Annotated in this window: 13 protein-coding genes; 8 read left to right on the top strand and 5 right to left on the bottom strand. The window is 62.4% G+C overall.

Annotated features, from left to right (window positions below):
* Positions 1–108: 108 nt before the first annotated feature.
* The gene (locus ABWP92_RS01095) at positions 109–3,024 is read right to left on the bottom strand and encodes an aconitate hydratase (RefSeq protein ID WP_353233492.1); all 2,916 of its coding nucleotides are present in this window, start codon (positions 3,022–3,024) and stop codon (positions 109–111) included.
* A gap of 733 nt (positions 3,025–3,757) precedes the next feature.
* Positions 3,758–4,054, bottom strand: a complete 297-nt coding sequence (locus ABWP92_RS01100; protein ID WP_353233493.1) for an H-NS histone family protein — start codon at positions 4,052–4,054, stop codon at positions 3,758–3,760.
* A 347-nt stretch (positions 4,055–4,401) separates the two neighbouring features.
* Here ABWP92_RS01100 and ABWP92_RS01105 point away from each other — a divergent pair, with 347 nt between their 5' ends.
* Complete coding sequence (locus ABWP92_RS01105) at positions 4,402–5,247, top strand: symmetrical bis(5'-nucleosyl)-tetraphosphatase (protein WP_353233494.1); 846 nt, start codon at positions 4,402–4,404, stop codon at positions 5,245–5,247.
* Between the two features lie 29 nt (positions 5,248–5,276).
* Here ABWP92_RS01105 and ABWP92_RS01110 read toward each other — a convergent pair whose 3' ends face one another.
* Both ABWP92_RS01110 and ABWP92_RS01115 read right to left on the bottom strand, forming a co-directional pair.
* Positions 5,277–6,383 carry an FAD:protein FMN transferase gene (locus ABWP92_RS01110; RefSeq protein ID WP_353233495.1) on the bottom strand — a complete coding sequence of 369 codons (1,107 nt, stop codon included), beginning with the start codon at positions 6,381–6,383 and terminating at the stop codon, positions 5,277–5,279.
* Between the two features lie 31 nt (positions 6,384–6,414).
* A complete protein-coding gene (locus ABWP92_RS01115; RefSeq protein ID WP_353233496.1) occupies positions 6,415–6,822 on the bottom strand; it encodes a c-type cytochrome in 408 nt (135 codons plus the stop codon).
* 200 nt (positions 6,823–7,022) lie between these two features.
* Between ABWP92_RS01115 and ABWP92_RS01120 the strand changes: the two genes are divergently transcribed.
* The 7 genes from ABWP92_RS01120 to ABWP92_RS01150 all read left to right on the top strand — a co-directional run bounded on the left by ABWP92_RS01120 (position 7,023) and on the right by ABWP92_RS01150 (position 15,715).
* Positions 7,023–7,448, top strand: coding sequence for a hypothetical protein (locus ABWP92_RS01120; RefSeq protein WP_353233497.1), 426 nt, complete (start codon positions 7,023–7,025; stop codon positions 7,446–7,448).
* Entirely contained in the window at positions 7,445–9,385 is a 1,941-nt protein-coding gene (gene nosZ, locus ABWP92_RS01125; RefSeq protein ID WP_353233498.1) for a TAT-dependent nitrous-oxide reductase, read from the top strand. Before ABWP92_RS01120 ends, nosZ begins: the two co-directional genes overlap by 4 nt.
* A gap of 62 nt (positions 9,386–9,447) precedes the next feature.
* A complete protein-coding gene (locus ABWP92_RS01130; protein ID WP_353233499.1) occupies positions 9,448–12,081 on the top strand; it encodes a 4Fe-4S binding protein in 2,634 nt (877 codons plus the stop codon).
* The gene (locus tag ABWP92_RS01135; protein WP_353233500.1) at positions 12,078–13,376 is read left to right on the top strand and encodes a nitrous oxide reductase family maturation protein NosD; all 1,299 of its coding nucleotides are present in this window, start codon (positions 12,078–12,080) and stop codon (positions 13,374–13,376) included. Before ABWP92_RS01130 ends, ABWP92_RS01135 begins: the two co-directional genes overlap by 4 nt.
* Entirely contained in the window at positions 13,351–14,295 is a 945-nt protein-coding gene (locus ABWP92_RS01140) for an ABC transporter ATP-binding protein (protein WP_353233501.1), read from the top strand. The genes ABWP92_RS01135 and ABWP92_RS01140 overlap by 26 nt, the downstream gene beginning before the upstream one ends.
* A gap of 35 nt (positions 14,296–14,330) precedes the next feature.
* A complete protein-coding gene (locus ABWP92_RS01145) occupies positions 14,331–15,146 on the top strand; it encodes an ABC transporter permease (protein ID WP_353233502.1) in 816 nt (271 codons plus the stop codon).
* 50 nt (positions 15,147–15,196) lie between these two features.
* Positions 15,197–15,715: a nitrous oxide reductase accessory protein NosL gene (locus ABWP92_RS01150; protein ID WP_353233503.1), complete on the top strand. Its 519-nt coding sequence runs from the start codon at positions 15,197–15,199 to the stop codon at positions 15,713–15,715.
* Positions 15,716–15,884: 169 nt separating this feature from the next.
* Here the strand turns inward: ABWP92_RS01150 and ABWP92_RS01155 are convergent, their stop codons facing one another.
* Entirely contained in the window at positions 15,885–17,327 is a 1,443-nt protein-coding gene (locus ABWP92_RS01155; RefSeq protein WP_353233504.1) for a DEAD/DEAH box helicase, read from the bottom strand.
* Positions 17,328–17,354: the final 27 nt, after the last annotated feature.

Below are 17,354 nucleotides of genomic sequence, written 5' to 3' on the forward strand. Positions count from 1 at the left end.
ATAGCCGCCTGACTCAAGTCAACCCGCCATCCAGGACGCCACCGCCATGGCGCAAAAAAAGCCGGAGCCTGCGAGGCCTCCGGCTCCCGAGCGGCAAGCGGGGAAAAATCAATCCGCCAATAGTTGCCTGAGCACATACGGCAGGATGCCGCCATGCCGGTAGTAGTCCACCTCGACCGGCGTGTCGATGCGCAGCTTCACCGTCACGGTCTTGCGGGCCCCGTCGGCTCCTGTGATCACCAGTTGCGCATCGCTTTGCGGCTTCAGGTCGGCGGCGGGAATCACGTCGATTTTCTCGTCTCCCTTGAGCCCCAGCGACTGCCAGCTGTCATTGCCCTGGAACTGGAGCGGCAACACGCCCATGCCCACCAGATTGGAGCGATGGATGCGCTCGAAGCTGCGCGCGACCACCGCCTTGATGCCCAGAAGCTGCGTGCCCTTGGCCGCCCAGTCGCGGCTGGAGCCCGTGCCGTATTCCTCGCCCGCCAGCACCACGGTCGGGCGGCCCTGCGCCTGGTATTTCATCGCGGCGTCATAGATGGACATCTTGGTCACGCTGCCGTCCACGCCGCGGTACAGCGTCATGCCGCCCTCCTCCCGCGAGCCGTCGGGCAGCGCCGGGATCATCAGGTTCTTGATGCGCACGTTCGCAAATGTGCCGCGCATCATCACCTCATGGTTGCCGCGGCGCGATCCATAGGAATTGAAATCAGCCTTCTGGACTCCGTGCTCCTTGAGCCAGATCCCCGCCGGCGACGACTCCTTGATCGAGCCGGCGGGCGAGATGTGGTCAGTGGTGATGGAGTCGCCGAACAACGCCATCACGCTGGCTCCATGGACCGCGTACGGGCTTTCCGCCTGCCCCGTCGGCGCTTTCACGTCGAGCGAGAATCCTTCGAAGAAGGGCGGCTCGGCGATGTAGGTGCTGCCCGGCCAGGTGTAGGTCGCGCCCGTCACCCCCTGAATGTGCTCCCACAGTTTGCCGGGCTCGCTCGCCACCTTCTCATAGTTGGCGCGGAACGCCTTGCCGTTCATGGCGTATTTCATGAGCTTGTGGATCTCATCGCTCGTCGGCCAGATATCCCCCAGATAGACGTCGCGGCCATTCTTTCCCTTGCCGACCGGCTCGCTCATCAAATCCTTGCGCACGTTGCCCGCGATCGCATATGCCACCACGAGCGGCGGGCTGGCAAGGAAATTGGCGCGGATGTTGGGGTGAATGCGCGCCTCGAAATTGCGGTTGCCCGACAGCACCGCGGCACACACCAGATCGTTCTGCTGGATCGCGGTATTGAACTCCGGCAGCAGATCACCCGCATTGCCGATGCAGGTGGTGCAGCCATAGCCCGCGACGGCAAACCCGAGCTTTTCCAGATAGGGCAGCAAGCCCGATTCCGTGAGGTACAACGTGACCAGGCGTGAGCCCGGCGCGAGCGACGTCTTCACATGCGGCTGCACGCTCAGCCCGGCCTCCACGGCCTTCTTGGCCAGCAGGCCGGCTGCGAGCATCACGCTCGGATTCGAGGTATTGGTGCAGCTCGTGATGGCGGCGATCAGCACGTCGCCGTTGCGCAGTTCAACCTCGCTGCCTTCCAGGCGCGCGATGCTCGCGCCCGCGGAGCGGAGGCTGTCGCTCTCGCCATCCATCGCCGGCTTGTTGGCGACCATCTCCACCGCGTTGCGCGGAGCGCCTGCGGGAATCGGCTTGCCGTCGCTGGGCTCGCTCGTCTCGCCCGAGCCGTTGATGTGTACCCTCACCGGCCTGTCGAGCTTGTCGGCCGGCAGGTTGAAGCCGTTCTGCGCGGCCGGCGCGGTGAACAGTTCCGTGAACTTGTCCGCCACGTGGCCGATCTCGATGCGGTCCTGCGGGCGCTTGGGCCCGGCAAGGCTGGGAGTCACCGTGCCCAGATCGAGCCTGACCACCTGCGAGTAGTCGATATCGCCCGCCTTGGGTATGCCAAACAGCCCCTGCGCCCTGAAGTATTGCTCGAAAGCCTCGATCTCCGCCTTGGTGCGGCCGGTGCCGGTGAAGTAGTCGATGGTTTTTTCGTCAACGGGGAAAAAGCCCATCGTCGCGCCATATTCGGGCGCCATGTTGCCGATGGTCGCGCGGTCGGGCACCGCGATGCTGCGCGTGCCTTCGCCGAAGAATTCGACGAACTTGCCAACCACCTTTTCCCTGCGCAGGATCTCGGTGACGGTCAGCACCAGATCGGTCGCCGTCACACCCTCGCGCAACTGGCCCGTGAGCTCGAACCCCACCACGTCTGGCGTGAGGAAATACACCGGCTGGCCCAGCATCGCGGCCTCGGCCTCGATGCCGCCCACGCCCCAGGCCACGACGCCCACCCCGTTGATCATGGTGGTGTGGCTGTCGGTGCCGACCAGCGAGTCGGGGTAGTACACATCATCCCCGGTCTTGTGAACGCCGCGGGCCAGATATTCCAGGTTGACCTGGTGCACGATGCCGAAACCCGGGGGCACGACGCCAAACGTGTCGAACGCCTGCATGCCCCACTTCATGAACTGGTAGCGTTCCTTGTTGCGCTGGAACTCCAGCTTCATGTTCAGGTCGAGCGCATGCTTGCTGCCGTAGTAATCGACCATGATCGAGTGATCCACCACCAGATCCACGGGCACCAGCGGCTCGATCGTCTTGGGCTTCTTGCCCAGCGCCGCCGCGGTGCTGCGCATGGCGGCCAGATCGGCAAGCAACGGCACGCCGGTGAAATCCTGCAGCACCACGCGAGCGACGACGAACGGAATCTCATCGACCCGCGGAGCATTGGGTTTCCAATTGGCAAGCTGCTCCACATGCTCGCGCATGACCTTCCTGCCATCGCAATTGCGCAACACCGATTCCAGCACGATGCGGATCGATACCGGAAGGCGATTCACACTGGGATACTGTTTGGCGAGCGCCGGCAGCGAATAGTACTTTCCCTTGGCAGACTTGCCCGATCCGGCATTGAAAGTCTGGAGGGTGGTTTCAAAAGCGTGGCGCGATTCGTGGGTCTTGGCCATGTTGAACAACTCCGATGGAAACACAACGGTTCCCATTCTGGCAGGCGCCGCGATGTTTCGCCATCGGTAGAACAAGACCGCGCAGATGCGTGGGCGTATTTCCGCCAACAAGCGCCGCCGCCCCATCCCTGCATACAAGCCGGTCTCATGGATGCAACGCCTTGATCATATGGCGTGACCTCGTTGTGCCGCCCCGGGATATTCTTCCCCGCATGGTTGCCCGCCATGAACCATTCACCTTCCGCCATCCACATGCGTCGAATCCAAGCGCCTGCCATTAACCGGCTTAAACCTCACTGCAAATGCCAGGCAGCACAGGATTGTTCGCTACATGAACAAGAAAACTCAAGGTACCAGGTACCAAGGTCGGATCTTCCATCCCCATCAAACAAGTGATGCCCGGAGAAACCCGCTCCAGGGAGTTTCGGAGAAACCTCCCTGCCGACAACGCACGGGTAATCAACTCACCCCATAAACACCTCACCGCAGGAGACTTGTTGGTCAGGGAGTGAAAGCGAATTCAGGCCCCGCACGATCATCACCTTGTTTAACAGTTTCGTACGACCATGTGGTGCCACATGGCGATCCAAGCGCAAACAATGCAATGGAGCCAAGTCCTTCCTGAAAAAAGAAAAGTCCGCACATGGCGGACTGATCCCGATGAATCCCATCTTGCATTGCTACATCGAGAAAATGATAAGAATCATGTTCTCAATGTCAAAGGGGATGACTCTCAAATGGCGAATGCCTCGCGATCCTGATTCTGAATCCACTTCGGAGCCTTGCCGCGCCCCGTCCAGGTTTCGCCGGTTTGGGGATTGCGGTACTTGGGAGCCACCTTCACACCCGAAGTAGCCGACGAGCGCGAACCGCGACCCGTGGGGAACACGTCCTGAGCCGTCAACCCATATTCGGCAACCAGTCCACGAACCTGTGCAATGGCGGCCGACAACTCTTGGCGCCGTGCATCATTGATTCGTTTTTCAAGATCTTCACGCTGTTTCAGAAGTTCTTTGTAGCTTTCGGTCATGATTGTGCCAGTCCAGTGAATTAAACGGTTGATGGCACGATTATAGGAAAAAAAATTCCTTTGACTAAAAATATAGTGTCAACCGGGCAAAAAAACTCATTCTTTGCACGGATAGCAAGTTCCATCCTCGATTGTCAACTCACTTGGTACACGGTACCTGGTTGAATGGAGTCTCTTTAAATCATACTTTATTGATTCAAACGGTTACTAACTCCCGATTTCACCAAGTTCCCCAAACCCATTGCATCATCATGATGCATCATTGAATCGGGGCAGCATTGCCAACAGTCGCCTTGACGGACAATTGCGCCTCAACATGCTTCCCACGAGTTTCCTGCATACACTCCATGGCCATTTATTGCATCGGCGATCTTCAAGGTTGTTATTCAGCGTTCACGCAGCTCCTCCAGCGTATCGGCTTCTCGCCAAGCCGCGACACGCTTTATCTGCTGGGCGATCTGGTCAATCGCGGCCCGGAATCCGCGCAGGTGCTTCGTCACTGCATGCAATGGGGCGACAGCGTGCGCGCCCTGCTTGGCAATCATGACCTGCATCTGCTGGCGGCCGCCCACGGAGCACGTCACGCGTCACGGCGCGATACGCTGAACGACGTGCTGGATGCCCCCGATCGCGAAGCCATGATCGACTGGATGCGCCAGCAACCCTTGGCCCGGGAGTTGGCGCTGGGCAATGAACGCATGCTGATGGTTCATGCCGGCGTAGTGCCGCAATGGGACATGGACGACACGCTGGATCATGCCAGAGAGATCGAGCGGATTCTTCATGGACCGGACCTGCCTGATTTTCTTTTCCAGATGTACGGCAATCAGCCTGACCAATGGAATGAACAGCTACAGGGAATCGACAGGCTTCGCGTCATCGTGAACACGCTCACCAGGATCCGCTTCTGCACGCCCGACGGCCGTATGGATTTTGAAAGCGCCGAAAGCGCGGCCCTCGCCCCGCGGGGTCTCGTACCCTGGTTCGAGGCTCCCGGGCGCAGAACCGCCGACGTCGTGGTGGCGTTCGGCCATTGGTCCACTCTGGGCCTCATGAATCGCACTAATCTGCTTGGATTGGATACGGGCTGCGTCTGGGGCGGCTGCCTGAGCGCCATGCGTATCGGAGCGACGCTGTCCGAACGCGAGTTGTTCGACGTGAAGTGTGATCAATCCCAGAAGCCCGGCGGGTAAGCCGCCCGATGCTTTCTGCGGTGCATGGCTCATGCCGCGCGCCTTGTCGCGGCCAACGGCTTCAGGCGCTGCTTCATGTCGCCTGCGTACCAATGCGACCCATCGGAAATGCCTGCCATGACCGCCACGTCCGGATGACGGCGCGCGAAGCTGGAAAGCGAGCCTTGGCCACCCACCATGAGCGCCGTCCCCCAGCCGTTGACGGCTTCGACCTGCTCAGCCACCAATGCAACCCCATGCACGCCCTGCGTCGGCCACCCGCTTTTCGGATCAAGGACATGGTGCAACAGCTTCCCATCGCGCATGAATGCGCGTTCGTAATCGCCCGACGAGGCCACGACGCCCCGCCCCTGCAACTCGATCGCCCCGAGCAACTGCTGCGGCGCGTTCGGGTCACGAATGCCGATGCGCCATGGCTGGCCCCGGTTCGCACCTGAAATGAGCACATCGCCGCCGCCATTGATCAGAGCATTGGAAACACCTGCATCGCGCAGGCTGTTCAATCCGGCCTGAAGAATGGGCAGCTTGGCAATGCCCCCCAGGTCCAGCGCCATCCCCCCCTGGCGCAGCCAGGCTGTTCCGGCCAAGGGATCCAGCTCGAGCTGCCGCATATTGACGAGCGAAAGCGCTTGGGAAATCTCCGCCTTTCCCGGCGCTTGCTGATGGCCCGGCTCGAAACTCCAACCGCGGCTCAGCGCGCCAATGGTGATGTCGAAAGCGCCGCCGCTATGCCGATGCATGGCTTTTGCGTGCTCCAGCAAGACCATCGTCTGCTGTGAAACGCGCACGGGCGAACGCCCTGCGGCCTCACCGATGCGTGCAATGTCGCTGTCGCCGCGAAAGCGGGACAAAAGCGCCTCCAGGCGCTGCATGCGCGCGAACGCCGCATCCATGGCCAGCTCCGCGTCGGCCCGGCCGATCGAGGCGGAGTGCAGCGAGACGGACATATCCACACGCGTGCCCATCAGCAACCGGCTGGACTGAAGGAGTTCCGAAGCCCCCCCGCCCGAAGGCGCACCCGGGCCGCCGCCAGCCCATGCCTGGCTCGCCGCGAGCCCCAGAAGCGGCACTGCAAGCACCAGCCGCCTGCGTTGATCAACAGCCTTGCCGCCAACTGGCTCCGTCAGCGTTTTCATCGCGCACCTCCGTCCTGCATCCGATCCTTGCTTACTTGGACAGCGAAGTCATGTGATCCACCGCCGCCTTCACCTCGTCATCCGTCAGCGATGCGCCGCCGCCACGCGCCGGCATCGCGCCCTTCTGCCCGGTGAAGCCCTCAAGGGCGTGCTTGTACAAGGTGTCGTTACCCTGCGCGATACGCGGACCCCAATCATCCTTGTCGCCGATCTTGGGCGCACCCGCGACGCCAGCGCCATGGCACAGCGCACAGGTCTTGTTGTAGATGCTCTTGCCGAGCGCATTTTCGGCGACCGGCGCGGGTGCCGGCTCGGCAGGAGCGGCTGCCGGGGCAGGCGCCGCAGCTGGCGCGGGAGCAGATGGCGCGTCATTCTTTCCGCATGCCGCCAGCGTCAAAACCAGAGCTGCGGACGCCACTGCAAATACTGTCCTTTTCATTCTTTTTCCTTCAAATGTCAGATTTCATCTCGATCGCCCGGCCGCTCATGAATCTCTATTTGACTCAAGCGGCTCACTCGTCAACCGTGTGAGCAGTCTGAACGGTTTGTGTCAATTAAGACTTGACTTGGTTCAAGGAAAAAAAATTAACCCAGTGTGATCATTAGTTACCCGATCAGCCTCGGGCCAGTCACAGAGCAATGTTCAGAGTCAAGCACACCCTCACCTCCAAACACCTGCAGCGCATGCGGGCTGCCGTGGTGATTTTGCTGGCGCTTGGCATGCTGGCGGCCTTCGCCTCACCGCTGCTGCGCCCCGTGCGCTATGAAGTGGTCTGCGGCACGCACGGCAAGGCGCAACTCATCGTCCACGAAGACGACAACTTCGGCAAGGGCAAGAGCCGTCCAGCCAGCCCGCACGCCATGGATTGCGCGCTTTGCGTCGTCAATTCCTGCGCGCCGCCTCCCGAACATCCGGCCATGCCCCAGGCCATCGTCCACCTCATCGTCACGCGCTCACCAGCCCCGGTCCATGCCGTGGCGATCATGGCCACGCCACCACCGGCACGGGCCCCGCCGCAAGCCTTTCCCCTTTTCTTTAAACAGTCCTCAGAGAGGTCGATATGAGCAAGGAAATCACAAATCTGCGCAACGAAAACAGCGGCATGGGCCGCCGCAGATTCATCAACACGGCCGCCTTGGCGGGCCTGTCAGTGGGGGTCGTTGGCTGCAACGACAAGCCTGCTGCACAGTCCTCTCCGGCAGCGGCTGCGTCGGCTGCCGCACCGGCCGCCGCTGGATCTCACGCTACCGCCAGCGTTCACCTGAAGCCCGGCGAGCTCGACACATACTATGGCCTGTGGAGCAGCGGTCATACGGGCGACATGCGCGTGCTCGGCATGCCTTCGGGCCGCGAACTGCTGCGCATCCCCTGCTTCGTTCCCGACGCGCTCGTGGGATGGGGCATCACCAACGAATCCAAGCAGGTGATGGGCACCAAGCCCGACGGCAGCCTGCGCTACATGGTGGCGGATACGCACCACACCCATGCCTCATACAAGGACGGCAACTACGATGGCCGGTACGCATGGATCAACGACAAGATCAATGCCCGCCTCGCTCGCGTGCGGCTGGATTATTTCATCTGCGACAAGATCACCGACCTGCCCAACGTGCAGGGCTTCCACGGCATATTCCCGGACAAGGCCGACCCGGTCGATCCCGCCATCAATTACACGACCCGCGTCTTCTGCGGCGGTGAATTCGCCATTCCGCTGCCCAACAACGGAGCCGATGCCAACAAGCCGGAAAAATACCACTCCCTGTTCACATGCGTGGACGCGGAGAGCATGGAAGTGCGCTGGCAGGTGCTGATCGACGGCAACTGCGACCTGGTTGCCTCCTCGTACGACGGCAAGCTGGCGGCGACGAACCAGTACAACACCGAAAACGGCGTGCACTACGAAGACATGATGTCCGCCGAGCGCGACGCCTGCCTGTTCTTCAACATCGCACGCATCGAAGAAGCCGTGAAGGCCGGCAAGTTCAAGACCTATGGCTCCTCCAAGGTTCCGGTGGTTGACGGCACGCACGAGGGCAACAAGGACCCCAACACGGCGCTCGTCGCCTACGTGAGCGTTCCCAAGAACCCCCACGGCGTGAACGCCAGCCCCGACGCCAAGTACTTCATCTGCGCGGGCAAGCTCTCGCCAACGGCTACCGTGATCGAACTCGCCAAGGTGCTCGACTGGTTCGACGGCAAGCTCGAAAAGCTCGACGACTCCATCGTCGCCGAAGTCGAACTCGGCCTCGGCCCACTGCACACAGCCTTCGACGGTCGCGGCAACGCCTACACCACACTGTTCCTGGACAGCCAGGTGGTCAAGTGGAACGTGGACGCCGCCATCAAGTTCCACGCAGGCGACAAGAACGCCAAGTACGTGGTGGACCGCATCGACGTGCAATATCAGCCGGGCCACATCAACGGCACGCAGTCGGAGACGCGATTCGCCGACGGCAAGTACATCGCAGTGGGCTGCAAGTTCTCCAAGGACCGCTTCCTGCCCGTCGGGCCGCTGCATCCGGAAAACGAGCAGATCATCGACATCTCCGGCGACAAGATGGTGCTGGTGGCCGACCACCCGGTGCGCAGCGAGCCTCACGACTTCGTCATCTTCAAGCGCGATCTGCTCAAGCCAAAGCAGGTGTATGAGCTTGACGACTCGCCCATCGCCATCAAGGACCCGAAGGAGTCAGGCGTATTCCGCAATGGCAAGAAGGTGACCGTGAAGCTCACGTCGCAGGCGCCCGCATTCAGCCTGCGCGAATTCACCCTGAAGAAGGGCGACGAAGTGACGTTGATCCTGACGAACCTGGACAAGGTCGAAGACCTGACACACGGTTTCGCCATCCCCAAATACAACATCAACTTCATCGTCAATCCGCAGGAAACCAAGTCGGTAACCTTCATCGCCGATCAGCCAGGCGTGTTCTGGGCGTACTGCACGCACTTCTGCCACGCGCTGCACCTTGAAATGCGCTCGCGCATGATCGTTGAGGGCTAAGTCCCACACCCCCCGCAGGGGCCTCGCGCATGCGCGCGGCCCCTGCAATTCAGGATAGAAACATGTCGTTCCCCGGGCGAAATTTCCTGGCCGCTTGTGCCGCGCTTGTCCTTTTTGTCTGCCTCGCCCTGACGTCCCCCGCGTCCCGCGCCAGTTCGGCCTACGAAGCAGAACTCCCAGCCAATGTGCACACCGCGCCGGACATGTGCGCCCTGCTGCCGTGCGCCGACGTATTTCCCGGCGCCACCTACTTCTCCGAACGCAAGGGCCAGCCGCCCTACGTAGAAGCGTATGACAACGACTCGGCCAACAAGAAGCTGCTGGGCTACGTCATGCTGTCCACCGACATCACGGATACGCCCGCGTACTCGGGCAAGCCCGTCGTCACGCTGATCGGCATGGATGTGACGGGGCATTTCGTCGGCGTGAAAGTGCTCAAGCACTCGGAGCCCATCCTTCTGCTCGGGATTCCCGAATCGGCGCTCATCGATTTCAACAACCAATACATCGGCAAGTCCGTGACCGAAAGCATCGAAGTCGGGCCTTCTCGCCCCGACGAGGGCGTGGTCGGACTTGACGCCATCTCCGGCGCAACCGTCACGGTCATCGCGCAAAACCAGGTGGTGATGATGTCGGGCTCGGCCGTTGCGCGCCAGACCGGAATCATCGCGCCCATCGTCCGCGACCCCGCGAAGTTCATCACGCTCGGACAGAAATTCACCTGGCAACAACTGGTTGAAATGGGCGCGGTCAAGCGCCTTGCCGTCAAGCCCGAACAGGTGGGCCTGCCGCGCGATGCCACGCCGTTCATCGAACTGTGGTTCGGCGACCTGAATCAGCCCGACATCGGGCGCAGCCTGCTCGGCGACAACGGATTCGCCAGCCTGCAATCGCGCATCCAGCCGGGGGAAAGCGCCTTCTTCATCGTGCGCACCGCCGGCGACGAATCCTTCAAGGGATCGGGTTTCGTGCGCGGCGGCATCTACGACCGCGTGCAGGTCAAGCAAGGCCCCGACGCCTTCACCTTCCGCGATCTCGACGCGTTCAATCTCTATGGGCTGGAAGCCGAAGGCGCTCCCCGCTATACGGAGTCCTCCATCTTCGTGATTCGCTCGCCCGCGTTCTCCGCCGCCTATCCGTGGAAGCTCGCATTCCTCGGCAACCGGGTGGACCGCGCCACCGGCCACCGCAGCTTCGCCGTGTTCGAGTCCAAATACTGGATGCCCGCGAAATTCCTCGACGGCGGCCGCCCCAAGGTGGAGGAGCCCGACGCGCCATGGGTGCGCGTGTGGAAGACGCAAGCCGTGAAGATCGGCCTCTTTGCCGCGCTGCTGGTGCTTCTCACCATCGTCTATGCCTTCCGCGAAAGGCTCACACGCCTGTCCACGCACAAGAACAAGTGGCCGGTCAACGCATTCAAGTACAGCTTCTGGGCCATCAGCATCGTGTTCGTCGGATTCGGCGCCATGGCGCAGCCGTCCATCACGCAAGTGCTGACATGGTTCCACTCCGTGCTGTTCCAGTGGACCTGGACCTTGTTCCTCACCGATCCGTTCATCTTCCTGTTCTGGATCTTCATCATCGTCACCGTGTTCCTGTTCGGGCGCGGCCTGTTCTGCGGCTGGGCCTGCCCGTTCGGCTCGCTCTCGGAAGCTCTCTACAAGATCGCGCGCCTCGTGGGGCTCAAGCGCTTTCAGTTCCAGTTGCCGCAGGTCTGGCATGACCGCCTGAAATGGCTCAAGTACGTGATCTTCTTCGGCCTGCTCGCCGTCTCGCTGTTCTCGATGAGCCTGGCCGAAAAGCTGGCCGAGGTCGAACCGTTCAAGACCACCTTCCTCGTAGGCATCACCAACCGCGCGTGGCCCTACGGACTGTTCGTCTGCGCGCTGCTCGGCCTGTCGCTCTTCATCGAGCGCCCCTTCTGCAAATACCTGTGCCCGCTGGGCGCATCGCTCGCCATCCCCAGCACCTTCCGCTGGTTCGGACTCAAGCGCAAGCAGGACTGCAACAGCTGCAAGGCCTGTGCAGTAGGCTGCGGAGCACAGGCCATCGATGCCGACGGCCGCATCGATCACCGCGAATGCCTGCACTGCCTCGACTGCATGATCCTCTACACCGACGTGAAAGGCTGCCCGCCACTTGCCAAGGAACGCAAGCGCCGCGAGAAGGACGGCCTTGGCATCACGCCCATCGGCAAGAACGGCTATTTCATTCCGATCACGCCGGATACGAGCTGGCAGGCGCAGATCAGCGCCAAGGCCGCGAACGGCCCCGATCCGCGCATGCCCACCGACTCCGTGCACGTGCCGCAGTTGAACGAGGCCTCCGGCATCAAGCGCCTCGCCATGGAGGTGCTCGAGCACCTGAATCCCTGGAGCGCGGCCGGATGGAAGCACAACCGCTGGGTCAGCATGCTCGCCGTGCCCTGCATGATCGCCGCGATCGCGGCATGGGTGCTGCTCGCCATGGGGCATATATCCACCAGCGCCATGATCATCTGCTGGTTCATCTGGAGCCTCATCGAGGTGCTGCTGCGCCTTGACGGCAGGCGTTACGTGAAGGACGGCGTCTGGTGGAACAGCCGCTACCGCTATGCCAATCCGATGGACATGCTCGCCTACGTGGCGTTCAAGAACCTGCTGATCGGCGCCGCGCTGCTGATCGCGTTCCGTGCAGTGAACTGGACGGTCGCATGAGAAGCTCGGACGGGGTTCCCCGTGCATTCAGGCGTCTTTCAGGATATCTGGCACTGGCGCTGATCTGCGCGAGCGGCGCCAGCAGCGCGGCCACCCTGAGCGTCAAGCCCGGCGAGGACATCGGCGCGGCGGTCCGCGCCGCGCAGGCGGGCGACGTGGTGGAAGTGGCGCGCGGCCAGTATCGCGCCAACCTGCTGATCGACAAGCCGATCACGCTGCGCGGCATCGACCGCCCCACGCTCAGCGGCGGCGGCGAAGGCGATACGATCCGCGTGACCGCGCCCGGCGTGGTGATCGAGGGCCTGATCGTGCGCGACTCCGGCAGCAGCCTCAAGGACCAGAACGCGGGCATCTACATCTGGCCGGGCGCGCACCGCGCCATCGTGCGCGACTGCGACCTCACCTACAACCTGTTCGGTCTGTGGATCGAGAAGGCCGACGATGTGCTCGTCGAGCGCAACCTCATCACCGGCAAGCGCGATTTCGCATCCTCGCAGCGCGGCAACGGCGTTCAGCTCTACAACACCAAGGGCGCGCAGATACTGAACAACGACATCAGCTTCGTGCGCGATGCGCTGTACGTGGACGTATCGCACCATGCGGTGTTCCGCGGCAACAAGCTGCACCACAGCCGCTACGGGACGCACTACATGAACTCCTACTACAACCTGTGGGAGGACAACGACACGTACTACAACCGCGGCGGCCTCGCGCTCATGGAGGTGCGCAACCAGATCGTGCGCAACAACCGCGCATGGGGCAACTCCGATCACGGCATCATGCTGCGCACGCTGCAGGACGCCGTCATCGAGAACAACATCGTGGCCGGCAACAATCGCGGCTTCTTCATCTACGACGTCGAGTACATCAAGCTCACCGACAACCTGGTGGTCGACAACATGGTTGGCGTGCACCTCTCGGCGGGATCGACGCGCAACGAAGTCGAGCGCAATGATTTCATCTCCAACCGGGAGCAGGTGCGTTATGTAGGCACCCGCGATGAGCGCTGGGGCGTCAAGGAAGGCAATCACTGGAGCAACTACCTCGGCTGGGACCGCGACGGCGACCAGATCGGCGACGTCCCCTATGAAGCCAACGACATGGTGGACACGCTTACCTGGCGCTACCCAGGCATCAAGCTGCTGCTGGCGAGCCCGGCGGTGCAGGCGCTGCGGCTCGTCAGCCAGCAATTCCCGATTCTTCGCATGCCGTCGGTGGTGGATCCGCATCCGCGCATGCAACCTGAACACAAACAATGGAGAGATTGGCTTGGCAAGCATTTCCCTGGCCAGTGATGGCAACACGCCCTCACCCGCCATTTCGCTGCGCGGCGTGAGCAAGCAGTTCGGTGATTTCAAGGCCGTCGACAACGTCAGCCTCGACATCGAACGCGGCGAGATATTCGGCTTGATCGGACACAACGGCGCGGGCAAGAGCACCTTGTTCAAGATGATGCTGGGACTGATTCCGCTGTCTTGCGGAACCATCCGGATCACAGGAGAAGAAGTCAACGGCCCCAAGGCGCGTGAAATTCGCAGACACATCGGCTACCTGCCGGAAAACGTGGTGCTCTACGACAATCTCGACGGCCTGGAGACCCTGAAATTCTTTGCGAAACTGAAGGATGCGCCGCAGTCCCAGTGCGCGGAAATTCTTCGGAAAGTCGGCCTGGCACATGCCGGCAAACGCCCGGTGCGCGCATATTCGAAAGGCATGCGGCAACGCCTGGGCTTCGCGCAGGCGTTGCTTGGCTCGCCGCGCGTGCTGTTCCTGGACGAGCCCACCAACGGACTCGACCCCATGGCCATCCGCGAGTTCTATGCCACGCTGCGCACGCTGCAGGACGGCGGCGTCACGGTGATCATCACATCGCACATCCTTGCCGAACTGCAGGAGCGCGTGGACCGGCTCGCCATCCTCACGGCGGGCCAGATCCAGGCGCTGGGCACGGTGCAGGAGCTGCGCGACCAGTTGCACATGCCGCTCACCCTGGAGGTCGATCTCGATGCGGCCGACGCGCCGCGCGTTGCCGCGCAGATCATGCAGGTGACGGGCATTGAAGCGCAGGTGAGCGCGCGGGGATTGCGCCTGAAGTGCGACCGCTCCCACAAGGTCGCCTTGCTCGGCGCCGTCACGGGCTCGAATGCTCCCATCAAGGACATCCGCCTGCACATGCCGTCGCTGGAAGACGTGTTCTTCGGGCTCAACGAGTGAGCGAGCCGAAAGAGAACAAGGAAAGAACAACGCACATGCAAGTACGACAAATACTCACCGTCGCCGGCAAGGAATTCCGCGACCGCATCCGCAACCGCTGGGTGCTGGCCGTGGCGATGGTGTTCGCCGTGTTCTCGCTGGTGATTGCCTATTTCGGCAGCGCGCAGCAGGGCGTGGTGGGCTTTCGCTCCATCGAGATCACCATCGCCAGCCTGGTGAGCCTGGTGATCTATCTGATTCCGCTGATCGCGCTGCTGCTCGGCTTCGATGCCATCGTCGGCGAACGCGAGCGCGGCTCGCTCGACCTGCTGCTGTCGATGCCCATCACGCGGCTGGAGCTGCTGCTGGGCAAGTATCTCGGCCTGTCCGCCGCGCTCACGGCCTCGATGCTCGGCGGGTTCGGCGTGGTGATGGCGCTGCTCTTTCCGCACATCGATTCGCGCGGGCTCTACCACTTCGTCGGATTCATGCTGAGTTCCGTGCTGCTCGGCCTGGCCTTCCTGAGCGTGGCCGTCTTGCTGTCCGTGGTCGCACGCGACCGCACGCGCGCCTCGGGCCTGGCGATCGCCGCCTGGTTCTTCTTCGTGCTCGTGTTCGATCTGCTGATGCTCGGCGTGCTCGTGGGCACCGGCGGCAAATACGCGGGCGATGCCTTCACCTGGCTATTGCTGCTCAATCCGGCGGACGTGTTCCGCATCCTCAACGTGTTTTCCCTCGAAGACGTCCGCACGCTCTACGGGCTCGCCAGCATCGTGCCGCCCGCGCTGGGCGACCCCGCCGCCATGGGCGGCGTGATGGTGGCCTGGATCGTCTTCCCCCTTGTGCTTGCGAAATGGAGATTCAAGCCATGACCCCTCAACTTCGTCATCATCAAGAAATTTTCCGCCGAGGCCGTCCCGGCATGCATGCCCTTCTTGGCGCGGGCATTCTCGCCGTGCTCACGCTGCTCGGCGGCTGCGGCAACGACTCCAGGTCGACCCAGGCGCTCGCGCCGGTGGAAATCGACCGCTCCACCAGTTGCTCACTCGACGGCATGCTGCTGGCCGATTACCCGGGCCCCAAGGCGCAGATCATCTATGTCGGCAAGGACAAGCCCGCCTTCTTCTGCGACACCATGGAACTGATCAATCAGCTGCACTCCGGCGAGCAGGTGCGAGCGATCCAGGGCGCCTACGTCCAGGACATGGGCAAGGCCGACTGGAACCACCCGGAGGGCCACTGGATCGACGCCAAGGCGGCCTACTACGTGGTCGGCAGCAAGCGGCACGGCTCGATGGGCCCCACCTTCGCCAGCTTCGCGCAAGAGGCCGATGCCGCCAGCTTCGTCCAGGAATACGGCGGCAAGGTCATGAAATTCGAAGAGATCAAGCCCGGGTCCGCCGATCTGAGTGGCGGCGCGCTGCACGACTCGCACATGTGATTCGCGCACGCGGCCCGCATGCGTGACATGACAAGGCAAAATCGCCAGCAGGGTGCCTGGGCAACCTGCTGGCGATCTCGTATTGTGAGAGGCCTAGATGATGCGGTGAGAATCGCCAGCGCCTCTCGGAAGCCGGAAGCGGCCTCTCCCCGCGCTCATTGCATCATCATCACTCCGCCGACACTGGCATCGGCTTGAACAATGCGGCAATCTTGCGTTTGGGACGGATATTGGCCGAGCCGCGGGTTGGCTGCGCCTTGGCACTGGCTTCCCAGCTTGCAGGCGCCACTGGCGCGGCGCTTGGCTCATAGGGCTTGTCGAAGAATGGATCCCGCGGAGCCGATTGCCGGTAGCCGCCACGTCCACCTCCTTCGCGATGGCCGCGCGAGTAGCCGCTCGGGCGCTGCTCTTCGCCGTCCTCGCCGCCCCACGCGCGCCGGCCATCGTTGAAGCGGCCGCGCGGACGTTCGTCATCCAGCTCGACGGCCTCGACGTTGATCTTCTTCTTGATCAGCTTCTCGATTTCAGCGACCTGCCTGGAGTCGTGCGAAGTCACCAGCGTGACCGCAATGCCCGATGCCCCTGCGCGGCCCGTGCGGCCGATGCGGTGCACGTAGTCTTCCGCGTTGAACGGCACGTCATAGTTGAACACGGCCGGCACGTCCTTGATGTCCAGCCCGCGCGCGGCCACGTCGGTGCAGCACAGCAGGTGGACTTCGCCGCTCTTGAACGCTTCGAGCGCCTTCAGCCGCTCGTCCTGGCTCTTGTCGCCATGCAGCGCCGCGGCCTTCAGGCCGTCACGCTCCAGCGCGCGCGTCAGCCGAGCGCAGCCGAGCTTGCTGTTGACGAAAATAAATGCCTGGTGGATGCCGCGATCCTTGAGCACCTGCTTGATCACCCGGCGCTTGTCATCATCGCTCGTCGAGAAAAAGCGCTGCTCGACGGTGGACGCCGTCTCATTCGGACGCGCCACCTCGATAGTCACCGGGTTTTGCAGATAGCTGCCGGCCAGGCGCTTGATCTCCGGCGAGAACGTCGCGGAAAACAGCAGTGTCGTGCGGCTTTGGGGCAGGTACGACAGAATGCGTTGCAGATCGGGCAGGAATCCGATGTCCAGCATGCGGTCGGCCTCGTCGAGCACCACGTATTCCACCTGGTTGAGCACCACGTTCTTGGCTTCGATGTGGTCCAGCAGGCGGCCCGGCGTCGCCACCAGCACCTCCACGCCCTTTTTGAGTTCGGCCGTCTGCGGCTTCATGTCCATGCCGCCGAACACCACGGTGCTGCGCAGCTTGGTGTACTTGGCATACATCGCGACCTGCTGGGCGACCTGGTCGGCCAGCTCGCGCGTGGGCAGCAGCACCAGCGCCCGCACCGGGTGGCGCGCGGGCGATACGGAGCTGGTTTCATGCTTGAGCAGGCGCTGCAGCAGCGGCAGCGAGAATGCGGCCGTCTTGCCGGTGCCGGTCTGGGCAGCGCCCATCACGTCCTGACCAGCAAGCACGACCGGAATGGCCTGCTCCTGGATGGGCGTCATGAACTCGTAGCCCATGTCGGCTACGGCGCGCTTGAGCGGTTCAGCCAGCGCGAGGGATGAATAGGCTTGTGTCATTAAGCCCCTATTGTCGCACTCCTGCGC

Origin of the sequence: Diaphorobacter ruginosibacter, from assembly GCF_040396215.1 — a bacterium.
GTDB lineage: Bacteria > Pseudomonadota > Gammaproteobacteria > Burkholderiales > Burkholderiaceae_C > Diaphorobacter_A > Diaphorobacter_A ruginosibacter_A.